The organism is Rhodococcus pseudokoreensis, from assembly GCF_017068395.1.
GTDB lineage: Bacteria > Actinomycetota > Actinomycetes > Mycobacteriales > Mycobacteriaceae > Rhodococcus_F > Rhodococcus_F pseudokoreensis.
This window is the reverse complement of the sequence record NZ_CP070619.1, coordinates 8,312,105-8,328,239: the sequence shown is the minus strand read 5'-3', so window position 1 is coordinate 8,328,239 and position 16,135 is coordinate 8,312,105. Positions and strand designations below refer to the sequence as shown.

12 protein-coding genes are annotated in these 16,135 nt (G+C 65.1%); 4 read left to right on the top strand and 8 right to left on the bottom strand.

Features of this window, described 5'->3' with window-relative positions; translation table 11 throughout:
• Nucleotides 1-32 precede the first annotated feature (32 nt).
• The 4 genes from JWS13_RS43340 to JWS13_RS43325 all read right to left on the bottom strand — a co-directional run bounded on the left by JWS13_RS43340 (nucleotide 33) and on the right by JWS13_RS43325 (nucleotide 5,631).
• Nucleotides 33-980, bottom strand: a complete 948-nt coding sequence (locus tag JWS13_RS43340) for a VOC family protein (RefSeq protein ID WP_206011228.1) — start codon at nucleotides 978-980, stop codon at nucleotides 33-35.
• Between the two features lie 75 nt (nucleotides 981-1,055).
• Nucleotides 1,056-2,258, bottom strand: coding sequence for an amidohydrolase family protein (locus tag JWS13_RS43335; protein WP_206011227.1), 1,203 nt, complete (start codon nucleotides 2,256-2,258; stop codon nucleotides 1,056-1,058).
• Nucleotides 2,255-3,946 carry a flavin-containing monooxygenase gene (locus JWS13_RS43330; protein WP_206011226.1) on the bottom strand — a complete coding sequence of 564 codons (1,692 nt, stop codon included), beginning with the start codon at nucleotides 3,944-3,946 and terminating at the stop codon, nucleotides 2,255-2,257. Before JWS13_RS43330 ends, JWS13_RS43335 begins: the two co-directional genes overlap by 4 nt.
• Nucleotides 3,947-3,972: 26 nt before the next feature.
• Nucleotides 3,973-5,631, bottom strand: coding sequence for a flavin-containing monooxygenase (locus JWS13_RS43325; RefSeq protein ID WP_241032536.1), 1,659 nt, complete (start codon nucleotides 5,629-5,631; stop codon nucleotides 3,973-3,975).
• Between the two features lie 388 nt (nucleotides 5,632-6,019).
• Between JWS13_RS43325 and JWS13_RS43320 the strand changes: the two genes are divergently transcribed.
• Nucleotides 6,020-6,544 carry a DoxX family protein gene (locus JWS13_RS43320; protein ID WP_206011224.1) on the top strand — a complete coding sequence of 175 codons (525 nt, stop codon included), beginning with the start codon at nucleotides 6,020-6,022 and terminating at the stop codon, nucleotides 6,542-6,544.
• 180 nt (nucleotides 6,545-6,724) lie between these two features.
• Here the strand turns inward: JWS13_RS43320 and JWS13_RS43315 are convergent, their stop codons facing one another.
• Nucleotides 6,725-8,992: an ATP-binding protein gene (locus JWS13_RS43315; RefSeq protein ID WP_206011223.1), complete on the bottom strand. Its 2,268-nt coding sequence runs from the start codon at nucleotides 8,990-8,992 to the stop codon at nucleotides 6,725-6,727.
• A 178-nt stretch (nucleotides 8,993-9,170) separates the two neighbouring features.
• The gene (locus tag JWS13_RS43310) at nucleotides 9,171-9,473 is read right to left on the bottom strand and encodes an antibiotic biosynthesis monooxygenase family protein (RefSeq protein ID WP_206011222.1); all 303 of its coding nucleotides are present in this window, start codon (nucleotides 9,471-9,473) and stop codon (nucleotides 9,171-9,173) included.
• A 208-nt stretch (nucleotides 9,474-9,681) separates the two neighbouring features.
• Here JWS13_RS43310 and JWS13_RS43305 point away from each other — a divergent pair, with 208 nt between their 5' ends.
• Entirely contained in the window at nucleotides 9,682-10,356 is a 675-nt protein-coding gene (locus JWS13_RS43305) for a TetR/AcrR family transcriptional regulator (RefSeq protein ID WP_241032535.1), read from the top strand.
• A 237-nt stretch (nucleotides 10,357-10,593) separates the two neighbouring features.
• On the opposite strand, the gene JWS13_RS43300 is transcribed toward JWS13_RS43305, so the two are convergent.
• On the bottom strand, nucleotides 10,594-11,718 hold the full coding sequence (locus tag JWS13_RS43300) for a helix-turn-helix transcriptional regulator (protein WP_206011221.1): 1,125 nt from the start codon (nucleotides 11,716-11,718) through the stop codon (nucleotides 10,594-10,596).
• 107 nt (nucleotides 11,719-11,825) lie between these two features.
• On the opposite strand from JWS13_RS43300, the gene JWS13_RS43295 reads away from it, so the two are divergent.
• Together JWS13_RS43295 and JWS13_RS43290 are read left to right on the top strand one after the other, a co-directional pair.
• Nucleotides 11,826-12,839, top strand: a complete 1,014-nt coding sequence (locus JWS13_RS43295; RefSeq protein WP_206011220.1) for a methyltransferase — start codon at nucleotides 11,826-11,828, stop codon at nucleotides 12,837-12,839.
• Nucleotides 12,840-12,866: 27 nt separating this feature from the next.
• Entirely contained in the window at nucleotides 12,867-13,994 is a 1,128-nt protein-coding gene (locus tag JWS13_RS43290) for a flavin-containing monooxygenase (RefSeq protein WP_206011219.1), read from the top strand.
• Between the two features lie 45 nt (nucleotides 13,995-14,039).
• Here JWS13_RS43290 and JWS13_RS43285 read toward each other — a convergent pair whose 3' ends face one another.
• On the bottom strand, nucleotides 14,040-16,112 hold the full coding sequence (locus tag JWS13_RS43285) for a 3-hydroxyacyl-CoA dehydrogenase NAD-binding domain-containing protein (protein ID WP_206011218.1): 2,073 nt from the start codon (nucleotides 16,110-16,112) through the stop codon (nucleotides 14,040-14,042).
• Nucleotides 16,113-16,135: the final 23 nt, after the last annotated feature.

Sequence of the window (16,135 nt, the reverse complement as noted above, 5' to 3'; positions counted from 1 at the left end):
CAGGGCTCCTGCGGGGTGAGCGGATCGTGGTCCTAGATCGTCGAGACGCGCGGCACGTAGGTCTGGTCAGGTGCCGCGGGCCGGCGGACCGCCGATCGGGGTCGCTCGACCAGCTCGACCATGGTGCCGTCCGGATCGCGAAGGAACAGGATGGTGAATCCACCGGTCGGAATGTCCTCCATCGAGATGTGCGCGGGTTCGGGGATCCCGTCGTACTTGTCGGCGAGCGCGTTTCGGGACGCCCACACGTCGTCGACGGCGAGTGCGATGCGGTACAGACCGTGCGTGTTCGCCGCAAGGTTCCGGTGCGCGGCGATCTGAGAGGCGTCGACATCGGCCTGTTCGAACTCGAGGGAGAAGGTCGGATCCTCGGGCAGAACCAGCGAGACCGCGTCGCCGTGGGTCTCCCCGGCCACCACCTCGAAGCCGATGTCGCGGTACCAGGCAACCGTTGCGGACAGGTCGGCGCAGCGGGCGCGCAGGTGTGAGAACAACGTGGTGTGCGGCTCGTCGGCACTGGGAGCGACCTCGACTACTTCGAACCCGATGCCCTCGCCGTCGATGCCTTTCACTGCCCTGCGCGAGTGTCCCCGGACGGTGACGTCGACCTTCTCGGTTGCGCGGCCGGCGCTGTCGAGTCGCGCCGCGACCGCGTCCAGTGCCGGCGTGCGGAAGCCTGCCGCGAGGTAGCCCAGCACCTTGTCGCCCGAGGAGGGAATGACGGCGGGACGCTGCCACTCGACGAGTTCGAACGAAGGCGCGGATCGCGGGCCGCGGGCATCCCACAGGAAACGGGTGTCGCTCGTGGCGGGTTCGGTGAGGCCCATGGCGGTGACGTCGGTGCCGTTTCCGAGCGACGTCATCTTGGTGGTGTGGTCGAACGCCGTGTTGTAGAACGTCTCGCCGGCGGTGATGTCGGTCGTGTTGAGATTGCAGTGGAGGACGGCGTGCGCGCGTAGCGCGTCGGTGTGTTCGGACAAGGAATGTCTCCGGATCGATGTCGTTGGTGGTCGGGCACGGGCATGCATCCACCCGTGCCCGCGAGGTGCACGAAACTAGACGCCTGCCGGCGCAGCCACCGGGAGATTCATGAGGCGTCTGGCGTTGTCGCCCATGAAGTCCCGGGTTCGCTTCTCGTCCATGCCTTCGGCGTAGGCGAAGAAACCCTTCGGTTCGGTCAGGCCCTCGGGGTGCGGCCAGTCGGAGCCGAACAGCACCTTGTCCCAGCCCAGCCACTCGACGACGTCGGCGACGTTGCCCTCCCAGAACGGGCTGACCCAGCAGTTGCGGCGCAGCACCTCGATCGGGTTCTCCTCGAAGTTCTGCGGCATCTTGGCGTAGGTCGCCTCGAGGTCGTCCATCAGCGGCTTGATCCACGCACTGCCGTTCTCGACGCTGGCGATTCGCAGTTTCGGGAAGCGCGTCAAGGTGCCGTGGCAGACGAGACTGGCGAGCATGTCGGAGATCTCGCGGTGGCCCAGCGCCACGTACTTGAAGGCGGATCCTTCGAAGACGTTGACGGAGTTGTCGGGCTCCCACTTGAGCACGTAGTCCTCGAGGGGCGGTTGACTCGCGTGCAGGCCGACCGCGATGCCCGAGTCCTCGACGTCCTTCCAGAACGGGTCGAACTCCGGCAGGGCCGGGGAGCGCCACCCGCGGTAGCCGTACACCGGTGCCGGCTTGATCAGCACGATCTTGGCACCGTTTTCGACGACGTACTCGAGTTCACGGCGGGCCTCGTCGACGAGCGCACAGTTGATCACCGGCGTCATGAAGAGACGGTCCTGGTAGGTGTATCCCCAGACGTCGAGCATCCAGCGGTTCAGGGCGTGGATGACCGCGACGGTCAGATCGGGGTCCTCGGCCGTGGAATGCTCGACCAGGTTCGCCAACGTCGGAAACACCATCGCCTGCTGAACCCCCTGCTCCTCGAGCACCTTCATGCGGGGCCCGGGCTCACGGAACGCCGGAATGGATTCCATCGCATGTTCGTGGGACATCTCTTTGAGCGACTTGCCTTCCGGATTCTGGCCGGAATAGAAGGCCTCGTGTGCACCCGGGGCAGCGACCCGCTCGAACGTCGGATTCGGGATGAACTCCCTGATCTTGCCGAGGATGGAGATCTTCGTCCGGCGGCCGGACTGAACGAACTCGATCGCGTTCCTGAACCGGTCCGGCAGGTACCGGGTCAGCGCATCCGGAGTTTCGTACATGTGAGTGTCGAAGTCGAAGATGGGTACGTCGGTGTACTGAGTCACTGTGTGCCTCCGATGAGTTGAGATGTGCACATTGCGCGACGGCGATGTGAATGAATACTTTCGATGGTGAATCCGTCATAGCCACCGTCCGCGGCAGCCTGACACGTCTTGCGATAGGTGCCGACCCCACCGAAGAAGAACAACACTCCGCGGGGCTTGCCGGGAATGTTCGCGCCGAGAAACCAGGAATGGCGGCCCCGCGGCAACAACGTCGCGTTGATGTAGTCCTGTAAGAGTTGCCACCAGGATTCGACGGACTCGGCTGTCGGCTCGATGGTGTCGAGTTCGTTCATCCGCAGGTGCCCGATTGCGTCACCGATCCACTCGACTGTCCCTTCGACCACGACCGGGATGTTGCCGAACGGACTCTGAGGGCCGCTGACCATGAACATGTTCGGGAATCCGTCCACGGAGATACCCAGATGGGTCCGCGGCCCTTCCGCCCACTTCTCTCTGAGGGTCTGTCCGCCCCTTCCTCGGATGTCGATGTGGTTGTAGGCCCCGGTGCCCGCGTCGAAGCCGGTGGCGAACACGATGACGTCGGCGGAATACTCGTCATCGCCGACGCGAACGCCACCCGCCGTGATCTCGGTGATCGGGGTACTGCTGACGTCGATCAAGCTGACGTTGTCCCTGTTGAAGGCCTCGTAGTAGAAATGCCCGAGCGGGGGCCGTTTCGACACGATCGGATAGTCCTTGGGGCAGAGCAGATCCGCCGTGTCCGGGTCCTTCACTATCGTCCGGATCTTCTCACGCACGAACTCCGAGGCGATCTCGTTCGCCTCCTGGTCGAGCGTGATGTCGTCGAACGTCTCGAAGATGAACCGGAACCCGCCTGTCTCCCAGCCGCGCTCCAGAATGTTCCGGTGCTCGTCCGGGGTCACGTCCTTCTTTGTGACACCGGCCCGGTCGAACGCGTACCCGAAGGGATGCTTCCTCGCCTTTCGCCAGATCTCGTCGTACGAAGCGCGGATACTCTCACGCTCGAAGTCGGTCAGGGTGTAGTTGCGGGCCGGAAGTACGTAGTTCGGCGTCCGCTGGAACACGGTGAGCTGTGCGGCCGTCTGCGCGATCAGCGGGATGGCCTGAACAGCTGTGGCGCCGGTCCCGATGACCGCGACGCGCTTGCCGGCGAACTCGACGTTCTCCCGGGGCCACCGACCGGTCACATACCACTCCCCTTCGAACTTGTCGATGCCGTCGAAGTCGGGCTTGTAGGGCAGTGACAGCAGGCCGAGCGCCGTGACGAGGTACTGGCAGTGATAACGCTTCCCGTCCTCGGTGGTGACCAGCCAGCGCCCGGTCTCCTCCTCGTAGACCGCGGATACGACCCGGGTGTCGAAGACGATGTCCTTGCGAAGATCGAATTTGTCCGCCACGTGACGCAGATACCGATGAACCTCGTCCTGGGTCGGAAAACGCTCGGACCAGTCCCACTCGTCCTGCAACTCCGTGGAGAACGAGTACGCGTAGGTCCAGCTCTCGCTGTCGGTCCGCGCTCCTGGATAGCGGTTCCAGTACCACGTGCCGCCTAGGTCCGGGGCGGCCTCGAGAATCTGCGCACGGAGTCCTCGCCCGCGAAGCTCGTGCAGCATCCGCAGTCCGCCGAAGCCGGCGCCGATCACGACCGCATCGATCTCGACGACATTCGCGCCGGCCACCGCGTTGTTGTTCGATTGGTCTGACATCACGTGCCTCTCTGATTCGTGCGGGGTCACGGGATGGCCGGTGCCGCGGCACGCAGTTCGAAGCCCTCGTACCCGTTCGCTGTCGCCTTGTCGATCAGCTCGTTGTACGCGGGACCGCCACCCAGATACACCAGGCAGGCCCGCGGCTTCCCGGGGATGTTGGCGCCCATGTACCAGGAGTTCGCCTGAGGCAGCAGGGTGTATGACGCGATCTCACGCGTCTGCCGATCCCATCCGTCCTCCGCTTCGGCCGTCGGCTCCACCGTCTCGAGACCGTTCTCACGCATGTGCCGTATCAGATCGGCGGTCCAGTCCGCGGTGTCCTGCACGGCGAAGGGGATGCTGTAGAGCGCCGACGGGCTCTGCGGTCCGAGCGCCATCACGAGGTTCGGGAACTGGTTGATCATCCGGCCGAAGTAGGTCCGCGCTCCCTGCTCCCAGTGCTCCGCCAGCGGAAGTCCGCCACGACCGCGTAGGTTCATCCTCAACAGCGGACCTGTCAGTGCGTCGAAGCCGGTCGCGAGGATGATGTCGTCGAATTCGTACTCGACGTCACCCGCCTGGATGCCGTTTTCGGTGATCCGCACGATCGGGGTGGCTCGAAGATCGATGAGTTCGACGTTCTCCCGGTTGTACGTCTCGTAGTAGTTCGTTTCCAGCGGCGGCCGTTTCGTGGCATACGGGTGATCCCGCGGAGTCAGCAGATCCGCGACCGCCGGATCCGTCACCCGCTGGCGAATCTTGGCCCGAATGAACTCGGCCGCCAGTTCGTTCGACTCCGGATTGAATGCCAAGTCGGCAAAGGAATCGAAGCACAGCCGAAACCCGCCTTGGCGCCATTTCTCCTCGAAGGTGGCAACACGCTCCTCGTCGCTGACCGCCACCGCGGAAGGCTGGGCGGTGTCGTAGGGGATGCCGGCATAGGTTCGGCGTGAACGCTCGATCAGCGTGGCGTGATTTGCCTTGATCTGCGCCTGGAACTCGGGGTCCATGACACCGTTTCCGAGCGGAGTGGCGTAGTTCGGAGTCCGTTGGAACACCGTCAACGCGCCCGCCTCCTGTGCGACCAGGGGGATGAGCTGAATGCCGCTCGATCCGGTGCCGATGACCGCCACTCGCCTGCCGGCGAAATCGACGCCCTCGTGGGGCCAGTGCGACGTCCGGTACACGTTGCCCGTGAAGTCCTGCAGACCCTCGAATGCCGGTTCCTTCGCCGCCGACAGGAAGCCCACACCGGAGTGGAGGAACTGCGCGGTATAGGTGTCGCCGTCCTTCGTCTCGATGACCCAGCGGTTACGCTCTTCATCGAACGTGCCCGAGCTGACTTGCTTTTCGAACATGTAGCTTCGACGCAGGTCGTACCGGTCGGCGACATGGTTGAGATAACGCAGAATCTCCGGTTGGCCGGCAAACCGCTCGCTCCAGTTCCAGTCCTGTACCAGTTCCGGGTCGAAGGAGTACGAGTAGTTGTAGCTTTCGACGTCGCAGCGTGCACCGGGGTAGCGGTTCCAGTACCACGTTCCGCCGACGTCGGTCGCTGCGTCCAGACCGAGCACCGCCAGTCCCTCGATGTTGCGGTACTTGTGCACGGCGTAGAGCCCGGCGAAGCCGGCGCCGACGACGATGACGTCGAAGTCCTTCTGTGGCGTTGCGCCGCCGTTCTGGCCGTGAGTCGAACTGGGCACCGTTCCTCCTCGGTAGTTTTCGGTCGAGCCGTGCGCCGATTGCATTCCGCGGCAGGGCGCGTACAGGTCTCGGTGTGCGGTTCGGGCGGAACAACTCTCGCCCTGACGCTGTGGCCGGTTATCGCCGGGACGTTCGAAGCTCTCCGGCTGACGTGACCTATGCCACTATCGGCCTCCGGGCCCCGTCGCCGCATCCCGCAAAGTACGTAGAGGAATGACTAGAGGCGCGAGATACGCACTTCTTCGGCCTCGCCATCCCCCGTTTTGCCTGAATAATCGAAGTTGACGACAGGTTCAGTTGGCTTGATCGCTCAGACTGCGTCCAGCCTCGGCAATCCACTCGGTGTCGCGAGGCGCGAAGAATTTCGACTTGAAGAGGTGAACTCGAATGAGCAATTACGACGTCGCAGTAATGATGATTCGCGTTGTCGTCGGCGGCACGATGATCGCGCACGGCTACAACCACCTATGGGGCGGCGGGGGGCTCGCGGGGACCGCACGCTGGTTCGATGCCCTCGGAATGCGCCCAGCGAAGTTGCACGCCGTGCTCTCGGGTGCCGGGGAACTGGCCGCGGGCGTCGCGCTCGCGGTGGGACTTCTCACTCCGTTGGCCGCAGCGTTCGTGGTCGGCACAATGACGGTCGCCGCCGTCACGGCCCACCGCCATAACGGCTTCTTCGTCTTCAAGGACGGCTACGAGTACGTGCTGATGATCGGCATCGTGTCCATTGCCCTCGCGATACTCGGGCCGGGCAGCCCATCGATCGATCATGCGGCGGGACTCGACGCTGGACTGGACGGAGGCGTCGGTGCAGCTATCGCCGCCGGTGGAGGTGCACTCGGCGCGGTCGTACTACTCGGGACGACGTGGCGCCCAACACGTTGCAACCAGGTCGAGACTGCACAGCCGTGACCACGGGTGACGCTAGCGGTGAAAGCTGAATCCGACCGTGCACGGAGCAGCCATCGAAACCGACTCGACGCGATCGTCACGCCCACCGGGAAGGCCGGTGAAGAGCGCGGCAGCATGCTCGGCTCGCATGACGATCTCGACCCGATCGCACGATTCAGGCTCGAGTGAACCCAAGGCGGATCACGCTTTTCGCGCCGTGATCCACGCAGCGATACTGGTCCGCGAGGTGAAGCCCAGTTTGACGAGGACATTTTCGACGTGCGTTGCGACCGTGCGCGGCGAGATCACGAGCCGCTCGGCGATCTCGCGATTGGACAGGCCCTCGCTCACCAAGCCGGCCACCTCCGTTTCGCGCGGTGTCAGTATGTCGCGCTGCGACGACGGTGCCACCGGCGCCGGGACCGACCGCCCTTCGAGCGCGTATGCCAGCACCTCCTCCGGAGGCAGTCCCGCACCGCGCTCGAAAGAACTGTCGAACAACCGGTTACCTGCATCCCGCCGCGCAGACTCTTCACAACGCTCCCGATGCACCTGCCATGACCTGGAGCCGAACAACTGCTGTCCGAGGCTCGACCACAGACGTTGAGCGCATCCGAGGAAGAAGGCGGCTCGCTCGGGCTCATGGTTATCCGCACACACCCAGGCGTAGAGGTCGAGCGCCATGGCTCGGCCGAGCGAGTCCGGAAAGACTTGGTACAAGCGCAATGCGTCGCGCACACCGCGTTCGGCCGGTTCGAGGTGCCCTTGCGCGAAATCGACGAAGGCCCGGCCGTAAATCGCGTAGGACAGCATCCAGCGCTCGCCATGGCTCTCGGACAGCGTTCGACTGCTCTCGAAATGCTCGAGGGCGACCTCGGGTTGCTCCAGGAAGATGTATGCCAGTCCCAGCCCGATCCGCAGGTTGGAGACCAGGCCGGCAGGAGCGCCCAGCCCCGTGTACCGAGCCAGGGCCTCGGTCATCGCCTGTACGCCGAATTCCCCATCACCCGCGAGGTATGCCGGCATGCCACGGATATGACGGCCGTACGCCACGGTCAACTCGTCGCCGAGGTCGGTGGCCTCGACGAGGCAGTCCTCGAGCGAGACCGCCGCAACCGCATGGTCCCCCTGCAGGGCAGTGACGAATCCTCTCGTTGCGAGCGCCCATGCGTGCTCCTGGCTGGGTCCGGATTCGACAGCGAGCAGCCGATCGAGCCAGTGCCTGCCTTCGGCGAGGGAGAACGCCCAGAGAAACCATGCCGGCCCGGCGATGCGCAGACCCGAGGACAGCTTCCCCGATTCCGTGAGGCAGTACTCGAATGCTGCGCGCAAGTTCGGCTGCTCCTGGCGTAGGCGCGCGAACACATCCTCCTCGGTCGGGCCGAACCAATCCTCCACGGCGGAATCCATCAGCGCCGCAAACCAGCTCAGGTGCCGATCGCGTAACGTCGGCACCGCGTGGCTGTCGCGCAGCTTGTCCTGGCCGTACTCGCGGAGAGTCTCCAGCAACCGGAACCGAACGTGACCGTCACGATCCTCCCGCGCGATGATCGACTGGTCGATCAATCCGGAAAGTCCGTTCAGAATCGAATTCTGATCGAGCCCGTCGCCGCTGCATACGGCCGTCGCCGCAGCCAGATCGAAACTCCCGGCGAACACCGCGACCCGAGTCCACAGGAGTTGCTCCGACGGGCTGCACAGATCGAAACTCCAATCGATCGTCGCCCGCAGCGTCTGATGCCGAGCCGGTGTGATGCGTGAGCCTTCGGTCAGAAGCTGCAACCGGCGATCGAGCCGATCGGCCAGATCGGATACCGACAGCACCTTGAGCCGCACTGCTGCCAATTCGATCGCCAGCGGGATACCCTCGAGCTGCTGACAGATACGGGCCACCTCGGGAAGGTTGGTCGGCGACACCTCGAAACCAGGAACCGCGGTCGCTGCCCGATCGGCGAACAGGACCAGCGCGGCGTAGCGCTGATCGGACCCGGCGGCCACAGGTTCGTCCGGGGCGGGAACCGGTAACGGCGACACCGACAGCACCCTCTCGCCGGGGACCCCCAGCGCTTGACGGCTGGTGGCGATGATGCGCAGGTGAGGAGCACTCTGCAGCAGCCTCACGCCGAGACGAGCGGTCTCGGCCAGCAGTTGCTCGCAATTGTCGAGGACGAGCAACACATGCCGCGATCGAAGATAGTCCTCGATGGCTTCGACCGAGTCCCGCGCCGACACTTCGGTCAATCTGAGCGAGTCGACGACGGTCTGCGCCAGGAGCCGTGGTTCCCGCAGCGCCGCGAGCTCGACTATACGAACGCCGTCACGGAAGGACCGCTGCACTTGCGTGGCCGTCCGCAGAGCCAGCCGCGTCTTTCCCACTCCCCCGAGACCGGTCAGGGTCACCAAACGGTTCTCGGCGAGCAACTGACGTGTGTGCGACAGTTCCTCCCGGCGACCGACGAAGGTCGTCAACTCCGGGTCGAAATTCGTCCGGGGCGCTGACTCCGATCCCATCGCGCCAACCACCCCTATCTCGTGCGATGCCGGCGTCGGTGTCGACTGCCACCCGCCTCGGCGATCTCGAGGTGAACCTCGAGAATCACGTTAGCACCAATCGGCGACGGTAAGAACCCCGGAACAGGTAACACGATCAGGTCGTCAGCGACACACGGCGCTCGTAGTGCTCCGCTCCGCCGCTACCCGCCAGGTGCGCGCCCATCGCGACATAGAATGCCTTGAATTCTGGAGTCCTTCGGTAGCTTTCGTGCGATTCAACGCTGTCCCAGGTGATGACTATCAGGCAGGCATCCGGACTCTCGACCCCCTGCAGCACCTCGGCGCTCGTGGGGACACCGTCCGACAGCAGACCGAGTAGGCCTGCCTCGACGTCCGCGAGGAAGGTGCTCAGATGACCTTCCGCGACCTGGACCCGTACCACTTCGACAACACTCACTGGGACTCCCTGGGCCCCGGCGACGGGGACTTGTCGGATCGACACTCGCCGACCATGACGGAGTGGCCGGCGGATCAAGAGTTACAGTCGACATCAAGTTCGACTTTTCGCCCACGGTAATTGTCGGCCCTTCGAGAAGTCAATGGCCGCCGAGCCACTCATCGTCGATAATTGAAGTTGACCATAAGTTCAGGGTAGGTTGAAGGGCGTGACAGCCGCTCCGAAGCCGAAGAAGTCGCCGGGACCGTCGATAACCCCGCAGGGCCTCCTCCGGGAGCTGCCTCCCACCGACCGCGGCGCTCGTCGCCGCGCCGCCCTGATCGCCGCCGCGCGCAAGGTGTTCGAACGATCGGGCTACGTCAACACCCGGTTGTCGGACATCACGGAAGAAGCCGAGTGTTCGGCCGGGACCTTCTACACCTATTTCAAGACCAAAGAAGAGATCTTCGCTGCACTCCTGGAGACGGTCCAGGAAGAAATGCTGCATCCGGGCGCCGGCAGCGAGGTCGTCGACGCGGCCTCCGCCTACGAGGTGCTCGAGGCCAGCAACCGTGCCTACCTGGCGTCGTACAAACGTAACGGTAAGTTGATGGGCCTCCTCGAGGAAGTGGCGCTCGTCGACCCAGTTTTCGGCGACCTGCGGCAGCGCCGCGCAGACGCATTCATCAGCCGGAATGCCCGCAATATCGCCGAACTGCAGAAGCGCGGGGTTGCCGACCCGGATCTCGATCCCGAATTGACGGCGCGGGCGTTGTCCGCAATGGTCAGCCGCACCGCGTACCGATATTTCGCCGCTGCCACCGGGCGCAAGCGCGTGAACTTCGACAAGCTCGTCGAAACTATAACGCGGATCTGGGCCAATGCGTTGAGGATTACACCCTGACGCTATCGCTCCGAGGGGAACTCACCATGCCCCACGGTGAGGACGAACGGAGGGAATCGGGGCCACCTCCGTTCGCTGCGGCGGCGACAGAATGTGCAAGGGGCACCTTCCTGGTCGACGGCAAACTGGCGGTGAACGCCAGCATCGTGGAAGGAGAGATGGTTCGGGCGGTGAACCTTCTTGGTTGGCGCGCCATTGGCCGTGAAGCGGATACGGACAGCTGAGAGTTCGGCGAATTCAGTTGATGCCCTTCGCCCACCATCCGGATGGCGGGGATGCCGCAAGCTCCCAGCGTGGCGCGTAGTGCTCGAGGAATATCTGCCCCACCAGTTCCCCGCGGCTGCGCACCCCGGTTTTGTCGAAGATCGACTTCATGTGGTCTTGAATTGTATAGACGGATAACGACATTGCGTGCGCCATCTCCCTTGTCGATCGCCCTTGGACGCACAGCGCAGTGAGATGGCATTCGCGTTGGGACAGTCCGTAGGCCATGGCAATGACGGGCGCGATCTCATGCGGCGTCGCGGGTTGGATGATGACGGCGGTGCGTCCGTCTTCGACGCCGGAAAGCCTGGTCCCGTACAGCAACAGCCAGGCGCCGGATCGCGTGCGTACCCGCGAGCGCGCGGCAAGTTCCAGCGGATCGGTGCCCGGTTCGATCGCCCGCGCCCGGGCCGCGATGGCCTGCACGACCTTCGATTCGAACGGCGTCGACGGCGCCGGGACCTCGACAATTTCGTCGATCCAGCGTTCCGCGGCGGGTGAGACCGATTCCGGGTCGCCCGCGGCGTCGAAGACCACCACGCCGGGGCCGTAGTCCACGGTCGTCACGGCGACCTCGACCTCGTGGAGCATCGAACGCCGCAGACCGGTAGCGAGCGCGGGCGCCAGCGCGGCGATTGCGCGGACGTGCTCGGCGGTGTACCACGGCGCGCCCGCATCGCGCAGGAATGCCGCTGCACCCCAATAGACCCCGTCCGACACCAGGGAGACCCGCAGCTCGTCGCCGATTCCGTACGCCTCGTGCGAACGGTGCCGTGCACTGCGGGACAAATCTCCGTGGGTATCCAGACTCAGTGCACCCGCCAGGCGGCCACTGTGCGCAAGAAACGCCCACTTGTCGACGTCCTCGACCTCGTATTCGTAGTGCGCCAACCAGGATCCGGAACACCCAACGTTCCGGTTCACGCTGCCGGTGAACAGGATGGTGCCCGGGTCGACGGTGTGCCAGCAGCAGCGGTCATGTGGGATCACCGTGCGCAGGGCCTCGCTCATTCGCGCGCTGTACCCCACCCAGTCCAGCTGGTCGGCGACGGCACGCGAGATTTGATCGCGGACGCGTGGCAGCAAGCTCTGCGCCATGTCCGAAGTGTATCGCAGCAGGTTAGGGCTGCCTACCCCAGAAATCTGGGTGAATTCCCCAGGATTCAGGGATATGACGCAGAACCGACAACAACGACGCTGGTTTCATGACGATGACAGCCCATACCTCCGCCGAAACCGACCTGCCTAACCCGGAGCCGATCATGCAGCTGGCGTCCGGGTTCATGGCCGCCAAACACCTCTTCGCCGCCAGCGAACTCGGTTTGTTCGAGGCGTTGGGCGAGGGCCCCACCGACCTGCATGGCCTGGCCGCCCGCACCGGGCTTACTGCCCGAGCCGCCCGGATCAGCGCCGACGCCATGGTCGCGCTGGGTATGCTCGAACGCCGAGGCGAACAGTATGTCAATACCGAGACGGCGGCCGCGTTCCTCGCCGGCGGATCGCCCGCCGACCTGCGTCCGCTGCTGCGGTTCTGGGACAAGATCAGCTTCCCGGCGTGGGAAGGCCTGGCCGACGCACTAGCCCGCGGGCCGAAACACCAGATCTTCGACCTCGACGCCGCCCTGCAACCCATCGCCTCGATCGGTATCGAGGCGTTTTCGGCCGGCCCCTCGCTCGCCCTGCCGGACACGGTCGATCTGTCCGGCAATCGTCGACTCCTCGACATCGGCGGCGGCACCGGCTCCTGGTGCATCGCGGTGGCGCGCCACTGCCCGCAACTGAGCGCGACCGTGTTCGAGCTGCCGGCGGTTGCCCAGACCGCGCAGGACCGCATCGCGTCGGTCGGGCTGGAGGGGCGAATCGACGTATGCGCCGGCGACGCAGGGGCCGACCCGCTGCCCGCCGGATACGACGCCTTCCTGGTCGCGAACCTGGCGCATTACTGGTCACCGGAGCAGAATCGTGCTCTGCTACACCGCATTCGCGACGTCGCCGCACCCGGCGCCACGCTGCTGATTGCCGACTTCTGGACCGACCCCACCCACACCCAGCCGGTCGCGGCCGCCCTGATGGCGGGCGAATTCGCGGTCCACCTCGAACACGGCGACGTCTACAGCGTCGACGAAGGCATCGCCTGGCTGCAGGACACTGGCTGGCGTTACCGCGACCATCGCTCGCTCACCGGCACGATGAGCGTCATTGTCGCCGAAACCGCATGAAACAAGACAACACCCAAGGAGCACACGATGAGCGAGCATCAAGTCGCAATCGTCGGTGCCGGCACCTCCGGGGTCGCGGCGGCGGTGGCCCTCGCCGACCGTGGCATCAACCCGTTGCTGATCGACCGAGCCGACCACGTCGGTTCGTCGTGGCACTCTCGTTATGACCGGCTGCGACTGAACACCGGCAGGCAATTCTCCCACCTGCCGAACCGCCCCTACAAGCAGGGCACACCGACCTTTCCCACGCGGGAACAGGTGATCGAACATCTCGAGCGGCACGCACGCGCGGACGGGATAGAGCTGCGCCTGGGCTGCCCGGTGGAACGGCTCGACCGAACGAACGGGCACTGGCGGTTGACCACCGCTGCCGGTTCGGTCGACGCTGCCGAGGTGGTGGTCGCGACCGGCTTCGATCATGCGCCCTTCGTCCCGGACTGGCCCGGACGCGGGGATTGGCGGGGTGCACTGGTTCATTCCTCGCAGTACCGGAATCCCTCGCCGTACAACGGGAAACGGGTCCTCGTGGTGGGAGCGGGCTGCTCGGGCATGGAAATTGCCTACGACCTCGCCACCGGAGGCACGGCAAAGGTCTGGCTTTCGGCTCGCACGCCGCCGAACATCATGCTCCGCCAGGGACCTGGTGGCATACCGGGAGACTTCATCGCAACGCCGCTCTACCATGCCCCGGTCCCTATCGCGGACGCAATCGCTCGGTTCGGCCGGGAGAGGAGCATCGGCGACCTGCGCGAGTTCGGATTACCGATCCCCGACGAGGGGATCTTCGCCCGCAGCGCCCGCCTCGGCGTGGCACCGGCGATCGTCGACAAGGAGCTCATCGCCGCGATCCGAGACAGGTCCATCGAGGTCGTTCGCGGAGTCGAGTCACTCGACGCGGACAGCGTGTGGCTGGTGGACGGGATGCGAATCGACCCGGAGGCGATGGTCTGCGCGACGGGGTTCCGCCAAGAACTCGAAAAGCTGGTCGGGCACCTCGGCGTACTGGACGAGCGAGGTTGGCCGCACACGACCGGTGAAAAGCCGGCCGCCGAGAGGTTGCGTTTCATCGGGTTCGTGCCCAGGCCGTCGCAGATCGGGTTCGCGGCGAAGCAGGCTCGCCGCGCGGCCCGAGCGATCGCGCGGGAACTGCGGTGAGCGTCGGCGGTAGGATTCTCCCGCCCTGCCCCGGCCTCGAACAACTCAGCGGCTGAAGGTCCCGCCCTCACGTGCCAATCGCACCAACAGCGATGCCGGTTCCCAGCCCGGAGGGGCGACGCGGCGAAGCGCTGTCAGTACGGTGTCCAGTCCGACGGTGTCTGCGTAGAACATCGGCCCACCGCGGTGGCGCGGGAACCCGTATCCGGACATGTACACCACGTCGATGTCGGACGCGCGCGAGGCGATCCCCTCCTCGAGAATCCTCGCGCCCTCGTCCACCAGGGCGAAGATCAGTCGTTGCACGATCTCGTCCGGCTCGAAGGTCTGGAGCGCAGTATCCCGCGATGCGCGGAAGGATGCCAGCAGCGAATCGACCGTCGGGCTGGGCAGCGCGACCCGGCTTCCGGCCTCGTAGTCGTACCATCCACCTCCGGTCTTCTGCCCGAATCGACCCAGCTCGCAGAGAGCGTCGCTGATCGCGTCACGGGGAGATTCCGGTTGCTCGGCGTAGCGACGCTTGCGGATCGCCCAACCGATGTCGTTGCCTGCAAGATCGGCCATCCGGAACGGCCCCATCGCGAGGCCGAAGTTCTCGATCGCGTCATCGATCTGCGCGGGCGTCGCACCGGCGTTGAGCACCACTTTGGCGGCGGCCTGGTATCTGGCGAGCATCCGGTTCCCGATGAACCCGTCGCACACCCCGGAGACCACACCGATCTTGCCCACCCGGCGTCCGGTCTCCATCGCGGCGACCAACACGTCGTCGGTGGTCTCTTTGCCACGGACGACTTCCAGCAACGTCATCACGTTTGCGGGGCTGAAGAAATGCATGCCGACGACGTCGCCCGGCCGTGACGTGATCGCCGCGATCGCGTCGATATCGAGGGTCGACGTGTTCGAGGCGAGGATCGCACCTGGCTTCGCGGTCGCGTCGACGGCGGCGAAGACGTCTCTCTTTACGTCCATGTCCTCGAACACTGCCTCGATGACGAGATCGCAGTCGGCTATATCCACGTAGTCGAGCGTGGGCGTCAACAGGTCCATCCGTTGTTGCAGCGCGGCGGCGTCAAGTTTTCCCTTGTCGACCTGCAGTTGGTAGTTCCGCCGGATGACCTGGATTCCCCGGTCGAGTGATTCGGACTTCGATTCGACGAGCGTGACGGGGATCCCGGCGTCGAGGAAGTTCATGGCGATGCCGCCGCCCATCGTCCCCGCTCCGATCACCCCCACCGTCTCGACTACGCGGGAGCGGATCCCCCGGGGCAGACCGGGGATCGTGCGTGCTGCTCGTTCGGCGAAGAAGGCGTGTCGGAGCGCCGCCGATTGCTCCCCGGCGACCAGAGCGGCGAAGGTGCGGCGTTCGGTGTCCAGCCCCTCCGCGAAGGGCAGGGTGGTGGCCTTCTCGAGGAGGTCCAGGGCGGCGAGCGGAGCGAGCGAACCGCGGCTCCGCTGATGAAGCTGTTTACGCGCCGCCTCCGTCACGGCGCCATTGTCCGGGGCAGCGAGATCGCGGATACGCGGCAAGTGCTGCACCCCCGTGACCTGCCGAGCAAACTGCGATGCCGCGCCGACCGCATCATCGTCGACGACGAGGTCGAGCAGGCGTTGCCCGGGCAGGTCGGCAAGACGACGGACCGTCTGCGGATTTCCGTGGACGATCATGTCGATCGCGGTCTCGAGATCGACGACCCGCGGTAGACGCTGCGTGCCGCCCGCACCGGGCACCAGTCCGAGCGTCACCTCAGGTAGCGCTATCCGGCTGTCGGCGGTGGCCACACGGAAGTGCGCACCGAGTGCCAGTTCGAGGCCGCCTCCGAAACAGATGCCGTCGATCGCGGCGATCACCGGCTTGTCGGCGGCGTCGAATGCGTCGATCACGGTCTGCAAGGACGGTTCCGCGGCGGCATTCGGTGTTCCGAATTCGGTGATGTCGGCGCCGGCGGAGAAGAATTCTCCCCTTCCAGTGAGGACGACGGCGTCCACCTCGGGTGACTCGAGAGCGCGGCGCAGGTCTGCCAGGATCCCGACGCGGGTGGAGTGCCCCAGTCCGTTGACGGGAGAATTGTCGAGGCGAATCGTCGCGACGTTGCCCGCGACGCTGTACTGGGTTGGCATGGTGGCTTCTTTCTGAGCTGGTG